The 11,530-nt window shown below is 71.3% G+C and carries 11 protein-coding genes and 1 tRNA gene; 9 read left to right on the top strand and 3 right to left on the bottom strand.

Annotated features, from left to right (window positions below; translation table 11 throughout):
- The first annotated feature begins 2 nt into the window (after window positions 1–2).
- The gene (locus CLT68_RS31160) at window positions 3–449 is read left to right on the top strand and encodes an SRPBCC family protein (protein ID WP_088949558.1); all 447 of its coding nucleotides are present in this window, start codon (window positions 3–5) and stop codon (window positions 447–449) included.
- Window positions 450–719: 270 nt separating this feature from the next.
- Here CLT68_RS31160 and aceE read toward each other — a convergent pair whose 3' ends face one another.
- The gene (gene aceE / locus CLT68_RS31155; protein ID WP_088949557.1) at window positions 720–3,458 is read right to left on the bottom strand and encodes a pyruvate dehydrogenase (acetyl-transferring), homodimeric type; all 2,739 of its coding nucleotides are present in this window, start codon (window positions 3,456–3,458) and stop codon (window positions 720–722) included.
- A 171-nt stretch (window positions 3,459–3,629) separates the two neighbouring features.
- Between aceE and CLT68_RS31150 the strand changes: the two genes are divergently transcribed.
- The 8 genes from CLT68_RS31150 to CLT68_RS31115 all read left to right on the top strand — a co-directional run bounded on the left by CLT68_RS31150 (window position 3,630) and on the right by CLT68_RS31115 (window position 9,586).
- Entirely contained in the window at window positions 3,630–3,977 is a 348-nt protein-coding gene (locus CLT68_RS31150) for a hypothetical protein (protein WP_143743297.1), read from the top strand.
- 23 nt (window positions 3,978–4,000) lie between these two features.
- The gene (locus CLT68_RS31145) at window positions 4,001–4,405 is read left to right on the top strand and encodes a secondary thiamine-phosphate synthase enzyme YjbQ (RefSeq protein WP_185755388.1); all 405 of its coding nucleotides are present in this window, start codon (window positions 4,001–4,003) and stop codon (window positions 4,403–4,405) included.
- A 232-nt stretch (window positions 4,406–4,637) separates the two neighbouring features.
- The gene (locus tag CLT68_RS31140; protein WP_099856296.1) at window positions 4,638–5,042 is read left to right on the top strand and encodes a MarR family winged helix-turn-helix transcriptional regulator; all 405 of its coding nucleotides are present in this window, start codon (window positions 4,638–4,640) and stop codon (window positions 5,040–5,042) included.
- Window positions 5,043–5,093: 51 nt separating this feature from the next.
- Window positions 5,094–7,613 carry a thiamine pyrophosphate-dependent enzyme gene (locus CLT68_RS31135; RefSeq protein ID WP_099856295.1) on the top strand — a complete coding sequence of 840 codons (2,520 nt, stop codon included), beginning with the start codon at window positions 5,094–5,096 and terminating at the stop codon, window positions 7,611–7,613.
- A gap of 112 nt (window positions 7,614–7,725) precedes the next feature.
- Window positions 7,726–8,163 carry a DUF3052 domain-containing protein gene (locus tag CLT68_RS31130; protein ID WP_007463483.1) on the top strand — a complete coding sequence of 146 codons (438 nt, stop codon included), beginning with the start codon at window positions 7,726–7,728 and terminating at the stop codon, window positions 8,161–8,163.
- Between the two features lie 86 nt (window positions 8,164–8,249).
- Window positions 8,250–8,714 (top strand): peroxiredoxin, encoded by a 465-nt coding sequence (locus CLT68_RS31125; RefSeq protein WP_099856293.1) that lies wholly within the window; start codon window positions 8,250–8,252, stop codon window positions 8,712–8,714.
- A gap of 77 nt (window positions 8,715–8,791) precedes the next feature.
- A tRNA-Val gene (locus CLT68_RS31120) sits at window positions 8,792–8,863 on the top strand.
- A 174-nt stretch (window positions 8,864–9,037) separates the two neighbouring features.
- Window positions 9,038–9,586: a hypothetical protein gene (locus CLT68_RS31115; RefSeq protein WP_099856292.1), complete on the top strand. Its 549-nt coding sequence runs from the start codon at window positions 9,038–9,040 to the stop codon at window positions 9,584–9,586.
- Between the two features lie 22 nt (window positions 9,587–9,608).
- On the opposite strand, the gene CLT68_RS31110 is transcribed toward CLT68_RS31115, so the two are convergent.
- Both CLT68_RS31110 and CLT68_RS31105 read right to left on the bottom strand, forming a co-directional pair.
- Complete coding sequence (locus CLT68_RS31110) at window positions 9,609–10,994, bottom strand: hypothetical protein (RefSeq protein ID WP_099856290.1); 1,386 nt, start codon at window positions 10,992–10,994, stop codon at window positions 9,609–9,611.
- Entirely contained in the window at window positions 10,991–11,494 is a 504-nt protein-coding gene (locus tag CLT68_RS31105) for a SigE family RNA polymerase sigma factor (protein ID WP_088949551.1), read from the bottom strand. The genes CLT68_RS31110 and CLT68_RS31105 overlap by 4 nt, the downstream gene beginning before the upstream one ends.
- Window positions 11,495–11,530: the final 36 nt, after the last annotated feature.

Raw genomic sequence — 11,530 nt, 5'->3', positions numbered from 1 at the left:
AAATGATCCTCGTTGAACGCAGTGCGCACGTGGCGGCGCCGATTGAAGTGGTCTGGGATGTTGTCCAGCGGGCCGAGCAGTTGCCGGCCTGGTTGGCGGGTGTCCGCGCGGCCGAAGTGCTCTCGGGAGAGGGCTTCGGCCGGCGACAACTGGTCCAGGCGGGGCGCGGCTCGGCGCATGAGGCCGAGGTGATCGCCTACCAGGAGCCGACGCTGATCGGCTGGCGGGAACGGGCCAAGGGTGCCGGTGCTCGTGCGGAGGCGCGCACCGAGATCTACGTCCAGCTCACCACCGACGAGGAGGAGGGCGGGACCGTCGTGCGGCTCATCGTCGTTCGCTGGCCGGCCGGTCCGGTCAAGGCGGCCCTGCTGCGCCTCGGACTACGTCGGGTCGGCGCCGACCTGGAGGACTCGCTGGCCCGGCTCACCGACCTGGCCGCCGTCGGCTGACGAGCGCACATCCTCCCGGCGTCACCCGCGACGGCGGTGGTCCGGATCCCCGCCAGGGACCCCGGACCGCCGCCGCTTCCGGCTCCCGGACCCCGAACCCGCTGGGCCGTCCGCTGCGGTCGACCATGGAGTTGCGGTGCCCGGTGCCAGGTGACTTGACCGCTTCGTCCCCCCACCACAACTCCATGATCGACCCGAGTGGGGGTGGGTCGTACCGAAGGGAAGGGCCCGGCGCGCAAGCGCCGGGCCCTTCCTCTTGGTCATGCTGGATCAGCTGTCGCCGCCGGTCTCGCCGACCGGGGCGGCGTTGACGTCGTCGATCGCGTACTTCTTGGCGGCCTCGGCCGGCACGGTGGCCGCCACCGCGCCGCTGCGGGCAAGCTGCCGCAGCGTGGCCACCACGATCGACTCCGCGTCGACGTGGAAGTGCCGACGCAGCGCGTGCCGGGTGTCCGACATGCCGAAGCCGTCGGTGCCGAGCGACGTGTAGTCGCCGGGCACCCAGCGGGCGATCAGATCCGGCACCGCACGCATCCAGTCGCTGACCGCGACCTTCGGCCCGTCCGCGTCGGCCAGCTTCTGCTGGATGTACGGAACCTTCGCCTCGGCGCCCGGGTTGAGGAGGTTGTATTCCTCGGTCTCCACCGCGTCGCGGCGCAGCTCGGTCCAGGAGGTCACCGACCAGACGTCGGCGGCCACCCCCCAGTCCTGGGCGAGCAGCTGCTGGGCCTTGAGCGCCCACTGCATGCCGGTGCCCGAGGCGAGCACGTTGGCCTTCGGGCCGTCGACCTCCGGTGCGGGGGAGTAGCGGTAGATGCCCTTGAGCAGGCCCTCCACGTCCACCCCGGCCGGCTCGGCCGGCTGAAGGATCGGCTCGTTGTAGACCGTCAGGTAGTAGAAGACGTTCTCCTGCGCGTCCCCGTACATCCGGTGCAGGCCGTGCTCCATGATGTGCGCGATCTCGAACGAGAACGCCGGGTCGTACGCGACCACCGCCGGGTTGGTGGCGGCGATCAGCATCGAGTGGCCGTCCTCGTGCTGGAGGCCCTCACCGTTGAGCGTGGTGCGACCGGCGGTGGCGCCGAGCAGGAAGCCCCGGGCCATCTGGTCGGCCGCCGCCCACAGCCCGTCGGCGGTCCGCTGGAACCCGAACATCGAGTAGAAGATGTACATCGGGATCATCGGCTCGTCGTGCGTGGCGTACGCCGAACCGGCCGCGGTGAACGAGGCCACCGAGCCGGCCTCGTTGATCCCCTCGTGCAGGATCTGCCCGGTCGTCGACTCCTTGTACGACAGGAACAGCTCCCGGTCGACCGAGGTGTAGCGCTGGCCGTGCGGCGAGTAGATCTTCGCGGTGGGGAAGATCGAGTCGAGACCGAAGGTGCGGGCCTCGTCCGGGATGATCGGCACCCAGCGCTTGCCGAACTCCTTGTCCTTCATGATGTCCTTGAGCAGGCGGACGAAGGCCATCGTGGTGGCCACCTTCTGCTTGCCCGAGCCGCGCTTGACGTCGGCGAACCGCTCCGGACCGGGGATGGTCAGCCGCTTGGTGCTGGTCCGCCGGGACGGCAGGTAGCCGCCGAGCTGCTCGCGCCGCTCCTTGAGGTACTGGATCTCCTCGGACTTCTCACCCGGGTTGTAGTACGGCGGCAGGTAGGGGTTGTCCTCCAGCGCCTTGTCCGGGATGTCCAGGTAGAGCCGGTCGCGGAAGGTCTTCAGGTCCTCCAGCGTCAGCTTCTTCATCTGGTGGGTCGCGTTGCGGCCCTCGAAGTGCGAGCCGAGCGTCCAGCCCTTGATCGTCTTCGCCAGGATGACGGTGGGCTGACCGGTGTGCTCGGTGGCCGCCTTGTAGGCCGCGTAGAGCTTGCGGTAGTCGTGCCCACCCCGCTTGAGGTTCCAGATCTCGTCGTCGCTGAGCGGGTCGACCATCTTGCGGGTCCGCGCGTCGCGCCCGAAGAAGTGCTCCCGCACGTACGCGCCCGACTCCGCCTTGTAGGTCTGGTAGTCGCCGTCGGTCGTGGTGTTCATGAGGTTGACCAGCGCGCCGTCGGTGTCCGCTGCGAGCAGCGGATCCCACTCGCGGCCCCAGACGACCTTGATCACGTTCCAGCCGGCACCCCGGAAGAACGACTCCAGCTCCTGCATGACCTTGCCGTTGCCCCGGACCGGGCCGTCCAGCCGCTGGAGGTTGCAGTTGATCACGAAGGTGAGGTTGTCCAGCTCCTCGCGGGCGGCCACACCGATGGCGCCCAGCGTCTCCGGCTCGTCCATCTCACCGTCGCCCAGGAACGCCCACACGTGCTGCTGCGAGGTGTCCTTGATGCCGCGGTGCTGCAGGTACCGGTTGAACCGGGCCTGGTAGATCGCGTTCAGACCGCCGAGACCCATCGAGACGGTGGGGAACTCCCAGAAGTCCGGCATCAGCCGCGGGTGCGGGTACGACGGCAGCCCGCCGCCGGGGTGTGACAACTCCTGGCGGAACCCGTCGAGCTGGTGCTCGCTGAGCCGCCCCTCCAGGAACGCCCGCGCGTACATGCCGGGGGAGGCGTGGCCCTGGTAGAAGATGTGGTCGCCGCCGCCCGGGTGGTTCTTGCCCCGGAAGAAGTGGTTGAAGCCCACCTCGTAGAGCGAAGCCGAGCTGGCGAAGGTCGAGATGTGCCCGCCGACGCCGATCTCGGGGCGCTGCGCCCGGTGCACCAGCATCGCGGCGTTCCACCGGACGTACGCCCGGATCCGCCGCTCGACGTGCTCGTCACCCGGGAACCACGGTTCGCGTTCCGACGGGATGGTGTTGATGTAGTCGGTGGTGGTCAGGGGCGGAACCCCGACCTGGCGCTCACGGGCCCGCTCCAGCAGGCGCAGCATGACGTAGCGGGCGCGTTTGGCGCCGCGTTCGTCGATGACACCGTCAAGCGACTCGACCCATTCGCTTGTCTCGTCAGGGTCGATGTCCGGAAGCTGGCTCGGTAGGCCGTCGCTGATCACCGGGCGCTTGCGTTCCGTAGCCACAGGCGTTCCCTCGGTTGTGTGTGGGATAGGTCTCTAGCGCCATCCTGCCCCCTGGTGGCACCTGTCGTCACGTCTAGGGGCCCCTGACGCGACGCTCAACACAGGTACCCGCCGGTAACTTAGCGCGACGACGAGCTTTCGACCCTTGTTCTCGTTTCCTACCGTGGTGACATGTTCGGGCGACGAGTAGTTGTCGGCGGTGCACTCCTGGCGGTCGGGGTGCTCGTGGCGATCCCAGCGACCTGGGTGCTCCTGTCGGGTGATCCCGCCGTGCTCCCGATCATCGTCCTCACCCTGGCCGCAGCCGTCTTCGGCGCGGCCCAGTTGCGCGGCGGCCTGCGGGCACCTGCTGACCGGAGGGCGCGGCCCGTGCCCGGCCAGCGCCGCAGGCACGCGGACACAGGTATCCCGGCGACCTACTACGGGAGCGACTCGGGCGGCTGGGACTGGTCCGGCGGCGGTGGCGACTCCGGCGGTGGGGGTGGTGGGGACTCTGGTGGCGGTGGCGGCGGGTCCTGACCCGCTCGGGCAGAATGCGACGTATGCGCAGCGACGTCATCACCGTCCGGACCGGGTCCCGCCCGAGCGTCCACGACATCACCGCAGAGGCCCAGCAGTTCGTCTCCAGTGAGGGTGACGGCCTGCTGCACGTCTTCGTGCCACACGCCACCGCCGGCCTTGCGATCATCGAGACGGGCTCCGGCTCCGACGACGACCTGCTGACCGCCATCGACGCGCTACTGCCCACCGACGACCGCTGGCGGCACCGGCACGGCTCGCCCGGCCACGGCCGGGACCACGTGCTGCCGGCGTTCATTCCGCCGTACGCCACACTGCCGGTGCTCGGCGGCCGGCTGGCCCTCGGCACCTGGCAGTCCGTCTGCCTGGTCGACACCAACGGTGACAACCCCACCCGCCAGGTCCGCTTCTCCTTCCTCCCCGGCTGACCGCACCTGGCGCCGCCGTCACGCCCTCAAGATCCGCGCAACTTCCCTGAAAGTGCTGCCTCAACGCGCGCCGAGACAGCAACTTCCCTGATGTTGCGCGGATCTAGAGGCTTCGGTCGGGGGCCTCGGCGACCGGCCCCGTGCGTACGATGTGGCCGTGACGCAGGAGGTGGGTTCCGCAGCAGGTGGACCGGTGGATCGGGCTGGTCTCGCCGCCGATGTGCTACGCCGGATGGCCCACGTGAGCGACGCCCTGCGGCACCGGCAGGGCTCCGCGTTCGCCGAGTTGGGACTCACCCCGGCGGCGGCCCGGGCGTTGCGTGAACTGGACCCGGACCACCCGCTGCCCGCCCGTGACCTCGCCGGCCAGCTGGGCTGCGACCGGTCGAACGTGACGGTGCTGGTCGACAAGCTGGAGCAGGCCGGGTTGGTCGAGCGCCGCACCGACCCGGCGGACCGGCGGCAGAAGACGTTGGTGGTGACTGAGAAGGGGCGCGTCGAACGGGACCGGGTGACCGAGGTGATGTCTGACTCCCGACTCCTGTCGGGGCTGACCGACCGGGAGCTGAGCACCCTTCGTGACCTGGTGTGGAAGGTGTCCGACGGTGGCTGCCCGGAGCCCTGCGGGCCGGAGTGAGCCGACCCGCCCCAGCCGTGTCCCACTGGGCGAGGCGGCCTCCCGTCGGTAATGCTGTCCGACGTGACCACCCCGCAAGACCTCGACGACCGATTCCGGGAGACGCTGGCGGCGCTGCCCGCCGCGCAGCAACGGCGTGATCCCGCTGACCCGGTCACCGACGACGCCCCACTGACCGGCGCGCAGGTGCTGGACCTGTTCGACGCACAGGTGACCAGCCGGCAGCTCGACCTGGCCGGCCGCTGGCTGCGCAGCTTCGGGGAGGGCTTCTACACGATCGGCTCGGCCGGGCACGAGGGCAACGCCGCGGTCGCCGCCGCGCTACGTCCCACCGATCCGGCGCTGCTGCACTACCGCTCCGGCGCGTTCTACTGCCAGCGCGCCGCGCAGGCCGCCGCCGAGGCGACGCCGGCGGACGAGGCACAGTCGGCCGCCGACACGCAACCACCCACCGACACGCAACCAGCCACCGGCACGCAGCCCGTCGTGGACCCGCAGCGAGCCGTGGACCCGGGGCCCGCCGCCGAACCCGAGGCGGCCGACCAGTCCGAGCCGTCCGAGCCGTCCGGGACCGAGCCGCCCACCGGCGGGTTCGCGGCGTACGCGGACGCCGCCCGGGACGTGCTGCGCGGCATGGTCGCCTCCAGCCAGGAGCCGATCGCCGGCGGTCGGCACAAGGTGTTCGGCCGGGCCGACCTGGCCATCGTGCCGACCACCTCCACCATCGCCTCGCACCTGCCCCGCGCGGTCGGCATGGGACTGGCCGTGGAACGGCTGCGCCGGCTGGACAGCGCCGGGCGGCGTACCGGGGCGGGGGTCGGGGTCGGCAGCGGCGCGGGCGCCGCGCACGCTCCCTGGCCACCGGACGCGATCGTGGTCTGCTCGTTCGGCGACGCCTCGGTCAACCACGCCAGCGCCACCGCCGCCTTCAACACCGCCGGGTGGTACGACCACGGCAAGCTGCGCATCCCGGTGCTCTTCGTCTGCGAGGACAACGGGCTGGGCATCAGCGTCCGTTCACCGGAGGGCTGGGTCGAGGCGACCCTTCGGGCCAAGCCGGGTATCCGCTACTTCAGCGCGGACGGGGCCGACCCGGTGCAGACGTACGCGGTGGCGGCGGAGGCCGCGGCCTGGGTACGCCGTACCCGGCGGCCGGCCGTGCTGCACCTGCGCACCGTACGGCTGATGGGGCACGCCGGGGCGGACGCGGAGTCGGCGTACCGCAGCCCGGCCGAGCTGGCCGAGGACCTGGACCGGGACCCGGTGGCCGCCACCGCGCGGCTGCTCGTCGACGCCGGTGTGGCGACCGGCGAGGAGCTGCTGGCCCGGTACGACGAGACCGGCTGGCAGGTACGCCGGCTGGCCGAGGAGGTGCTGGGCGAGCCGAAGCTGGCCTCCGCGGCCGACGTGGTGTCGGCGTTGGCGCCCCGCCGCCCGATGCGGGTGGCGCGGGCGGTGGCCGACGCTGCGGCGCGGGCCAGCGGCCCGGGCGCGGGTGCCCGGGCGGAGGCGTTCGGTGGCAAGCCGCCGGAGCTGAGTGGGCCGATGACCCTGGCGCAGAGCATCAACGCGGCGCTCGCCGACGGGATGCTCGACCACCCGCAGATGGCGATCTTCGGTGAGGACGTGGCTGCCAAGGGCGGCGTGTACGGGGTGACGAAGGGGCTGCGCGACCGTTTCGGGGCGGCCCGGGTCTTCGACACCCTGTTGGACGAGACGTCGGTGCTGGGGTTGGGCCTGGGCGCGGGGCTGGCCGGGATGCTGCCGGTGCCGGAGATCCAGTACCTGGCGTACCTGCACAACGCCGAAGACCAGTTGCGCGGCGAGGCGGCCACCATGCGGTTCTTCTCGCAGGGGGCGTTCCGCAACCCGATGGTGGTGCGGGTGGCCGGGCTGGCGTACCAGGAGGGGTTCGGCGGGCACTTCCACAACGACAACTCGGTGGCCGTACTCCGGGATGTGCCTGGTCTGGTGGTCGCGGTGCCGGCGCGGCCGGACGACGCCGCGCCCATGCTGCGGACCTGCCTGGCCAGCGCGGCGGTGGACGGCAGTGTCTGCGTGTTCCTGGAGCCGATCGCGCTCTACCACACCCGCGACCTGTACGCCGATGGCGACGGGGAGTGGCTGGCCGGATACCCGGAGCCGGGGGCGTGGGTGGCCGGGCACGTGCCGATCGGGCGGGCCCGGGTCTACCGGATCGGTTCGGCGGACGACCTGACCATCATCACCTTCGGTAACGGGGTGCGGATGTCGCTGCGGGCAGCGGCCGTCCTCGCCGAGGAGGGGGTGGGCACCCGGGTGGTGGACCTGCGCTGGTTGGCCCCCCTGCCGGTGGCCGACATCATCCGGGAGTCCTCGGCGACCGGCCGGGTGCTGGTCGTGGACGAGACACGCCGGTCCGGCGGGGTCGGCGAGGGAGTGATCGCCGCGCTGGTCGACGCCGGATATGTCGGTGCCGCGCGACGAGTAGCGGCAGTTGACTCGTTTGTACCATTAGGTCCGGCAGCACGTCACGTACTGGTCTCCGCGGAAGCCATTACCGACGGTGCCCGTACGCTGCTGGCACGGTAAATTCCGTTCCACCCGGTGCGCCACTTGCGCGCGGACGCACAACTGTGTGGACTTTGCCTGACGGCGTCGCACCGACGCCGCGAGCAGGGACGAGATGAGGAGGCACGCGACAGTGAGCGCGACCGCTGGTCAGGCCGCCGACGGGGTACGCAGCCTGGCGGACCGGTTCGGAATCGAACCGGGGATGGTCGTCATGGAGATGGGGTACGACGACGACGTCGACCAGGATCTCCGAGACGCCCTGACCGACCGCTGTGGAGATCTGGTCGACGAGGACACCGACGAGGTGGTCGACGCCGTGCTGGTTTGGTACCGCGACGGCGACGGTGACCTTTTCGAGCTTCTCGTCGATGCCCTCGGCCCGCTGGCCGACAACGGGGTCGTGTGGCTCCTCACCCCGAAGGCGGGGCGTGACGGGCACGTCGAGCCGAGTGAGGTCGCGGAGTCCGCACCCACCGCCGGCCTTCAGCAGACCTCGACCGTCAACGCCGGCCGGGACTGGAGCGGCGCACGTCTGGTGCTGCGCCGAGGGGCCAAGGCCAAGAAGTAGCCCGTGCCGCTTCGCGCGCCCGGCGGTCCGCACCGCCGGGTGGCAAGCCGGTGCCGTTTTCGTGACCCGACCCGAGGAGAGTTCGCATGCCCATCGAGGTTGGTGCCGAGGCACCGGACTTCGTGCTGAAGGACCAGAACAACCAGGAGGTCCGGCTCTCGGGCTTCCGGGGCAGGCGCGTCGTCCTGCTGGTCTTCTACCCGCTCGCCTTCACCGGCACGTGCCAGGGTGAGCTGTCCGAGATACGGGACAACCTCGACGAGTACGTGAACGACGACGTCCAGGTGCTGACCGTCAGCGTCGACTCGGCCTACAGCCACAAGATCTGGGCTGACCGCGAGGGCTACCAGTTCCCCATGCTGGCCGACTTCTGGCCGCACGGCGGTGTCGCCCAAGCGTACGGGGTCTTCAACGACGTCGCCGGGTTCGCCAACCGGGGCACCTTCGTCATCGACAAGGCCGGCGTGGTCCGCTTCGCCGAGATGAACGGCCCGGGCGAGGCCCGCGACCAGCAGGGCTGGCGCAAGGCCATCGCCGCAGCGACCGTCTGACCGGGGTACGCCGTGCGCCCGGACCGGTGGCGGGCAAGGTAAGCTTGCCCACCACCGGCCCGCCGCACGGGCGATCCGGGCGCGTAGCTCAGTGGGAGAGCACCCGCCTTACAAGCGGGGGGTCGCAGGTTCGAAACCTGCCGCGCCCACCCCTCATCATGAAAACGGCAGCAGTACGTGCCCGCGAACGATCCCTGGCAGCTCAGCAGCGTGGCGTTCGGCGTGTCGAACTGCTGAGCTGTCAACCATCGACCGCGTGCTGACCCGGAGTCGACCCGCGCCCGGGTGATGACGCCCACTGCGCGCGCCGCCATGATGGGCGGGTGCAGGACACCGTCGCCGTCGCGTTGATCACCTCACTGTCCACATTGGCCGCCGCCGCCCTGACCGGGTTGGTCGGCGCGCTGAGCACCCGACGGCAACTGGCCCACCAGCTCGCCGTGGCCCGCCAGGAGAGCGTCGAACGGAGGGCGACGCGCCGGGAAGAGCTACGGCGGGACGCGTACGTCGGGTTCCTGAGCGCCTGCGACCAGGCGTACCGGCAGTTGGACCAGCGGTGGCTCGAAGCCGGCGGGAGTGAGCCGGTTTCGGGCTACGACGAGACGTACGCGGCGATGCGCGCCGTGGACGAGGCGTACAACCTGGTGTTGTTGGAAGGGCCGGCGGAGGTCGAGGCGGCGAGCCGGGCTGTGTTGACCAGCATCGGTGCGGAGCGCGTCGACCAGCGTCGGTTGGGCGAGGAGCCGGGCGGCGCGACGGCGCCCTTGCGTGAGCGCCATCGGGAGCGCTGGCTGGTCGCGATCGAGGCACGCACGAATCGCCGGATCTCGTTCGTCGATGCCGTTCGCTCGGTGCTGGATCGGGACGGGTGACGCTGCGTGCTGCAGCCGTTTCTCACCCACCAGCCCGGCGCGCTCGCCTGACGCGTCGATCGTCGCGCCACAGCGCGATCCGCCGGCGGCTCACGTACAGAACTGCGATCGTGACCAGCATGGTGACGAGACCCGTCCAGAGCCAGAACCGACCACCCACTCCGCCCGGCGGCTGCGCGTCGCGGACGCGTCCGCTGCGGATCACCTGGTCGGCGACGTCGACGGCGGTCACCTGGTCCGGTGCGGTCAACACGGTTCGCGGTGCGGTGGCGCCGGGCGTGAGCGCCAGCACGCGCACGGTGCGCACGCGCTGGTCGCTCGTGGGCGGGGCCGTCTGCTCCTCGAGCGGCAGGTCGGGGGCGAGGGGGTCGGGCTGATAGGCCGCCACCAGCGCCGACCCGTCAGGTGCCCAGCCGAGCAGCCGGATGGCGACGACCCCGGACACGGCGGGCAGGCGTAGTGGACCGACGTCCCGGCCGCTGGCGGGGTCGACCTGGCGCAGGGTCCACCCGCTGTCCGCCCGGCGGGAGGCCAGGGTCAGGTTCCTGCCGTCCGGACGCCACGCGCCCTTGCCGGCCAGCCATGTCTCGTCGGGCAGGGCGAACGAGGAGAGCTCACGGCCAGCCACGTCGGTCACCGCGACGGTGCGGCCGTACTGGTAGGCGAGCCGACCCGGGGCGGCGGCGACGGTCGAGCCGAAGCGTGCCTCCTGGGCGCCGGCGGCCAGTCTGGTCCAACGCTCCCCGCCGAGGGTCACCACGCTGAGCACGGTGGTGTACGTGGCCCCTTCGAACGCGACCGGTACGTCGTCACTGACCACCAGCGACCCGCCGTCAGCGGACCAGCCGACAGGTGTGCTCCAGACACTGCGGTCGACGGGCGACGTGAGTCGCCGGGTCCGGCCGGTGATCAGGTCGATGACCTCGACGCCCGGATCGTCCTGGGCCCCGTCCGGCTGGGCCACGTACCGGCCGTCGGGGGAGAGGTGGACCGACACGCCCGCCAGTGACTCCCCGCCCATCCGCATGATCCGGTAGCGGTCGGAGTCCGCGTCGACCACGCCGACCACGTTCACGTCGTTCCAACCGTGCAGACGCGGTGCCGGCCCGTCGAAGATGACTGACGCGGGACCGAGCCGGGGACGGTCGGTGACATGCAGCGTGCCGATCGGCGGCAGGGCGATGTGGTCGGGCAGCGCGGCGTTCGCGGCGGCGGCCGGGTCGAGGCCGGGGGTACGCGTCAGCGGCACCACGACGCCGGCCAACGCGAGCAGCAACAACGCCGCGGCGCCGACGCTCACGCGCCGCAGACGGTCGCGGCGGGCGGTGGCGAGAGCGCGCTCGTACACCGGGTAGGTGGGCACGTCCTCGGCGGTGGCACGCAGTGCGTCGCGGAGCCGGGCGGTCATCGTGTGCTCCTCTCCGCGGCGGCGTCGAGCAGGTCGGGAGCGACCGCTCGGAGTCGGCGCAGTGCGTCGTGGGCGTGGCGTTTGACGGTGCCGAGAGAGCAGCCGAGCAGGTCGGCGACCTGCGCTTCGGTGCGGTCCTCGTAGTAGCGCAGCACGATGACGGCCCGTTGGCGGGGCGTGAGGTGGCGCAGCGCGGCGGTGAGGGTCAGTCGTAGGGCGGTGGTGTCGGTGTGGTCGCCGCCGGCTCGTTCGGTGGGTTCGGCTTCGAGTCGTTCGGCGAGGCGTCGGCGTCGCCACCAGGAGACCTGTTGGTGGTACATCACGCGGCGGACGTACGCCTCGGGGTCGCCGTCGCGGATGCGCCGCCAGTGGCGGTAGGTGCGCGCCAGGGCGGTCTGCACGAGGTCCTCGGCGAGTTGATGGTCACCGGTGAGGAGGTAGGCGGTCCGGGACAGCGCCGGCGAACGCTGCACCACGAACTCGTGGAACGTCTCGGTCATGCCCACCCCCTCGGTGAGAAGAACGCCTCCCGTACG

It is taken from the genome of Micromonospora sp. CNZ299 (assembly GCF_002754415.1).
The sequence above is the reverse complement of the archived record's forward strand: the minus strand, read 5'-3'. Positions and strand labels throughout refer to the sequence as shown.

Coding starts and splice junctions, on each gene's coding strand:
- CLT68_RS31135 (WP_099856295.1), top strand. CDS start 5,094: ATGCTGTCCGACGTGACCACCCCGCAAGACCTCGACGACCGATTCCGG.
- CLT68_RS31105 (WP_088949551.1), bottom strand. CDS start 11,494: ATGACCGAGACGTTCCACGAGTTCGTGGTGCAGCGTTCGCCGGCGCTG.
- CLT68_RS31160 (WP_088949558.1), top strand. CDS start 3: ATGATCCTCGTTGAACGCAGTGCGCACGTGGCGGCGCCGATTGAAGTG.
- CLT68_RS31145 (WP_185755388.1), top strand. CDS start 4,001: ATGCGCAGCGACGTCATCACCGTCCGGACCGGGTCCCGCCCGAGCGTC.
- CLT68_RS31140 (WP_099856296.1), top strand. CDS start 4,638: ATGGCCCACGTGAGCGACGCCCTGCGGCACCGGCAGGGCTCCGCGTTC.
- CLT68_RS31110 (WP_099856290.1), bottom strand. CDS start 10,994: ATGACCGCCCGGCTCCGCGACGCACTGCGTGCCACCGCCGAGGACGTG.
- CLT68_RS31150 (WP_143743297.1), top strand. CDS start 3,630: ATGTTCGGGCGACGAGTAGTTGTCGGCGGTGCACTCCTGGCGGTCGGG.
- CLT68_RS31125 (WP_099856293.1), top strand. CDS start 8,250: ATGCCCATCGAGGTTGGTGCCGAGGCACCGGACTTCGTGCTGAAGGAC.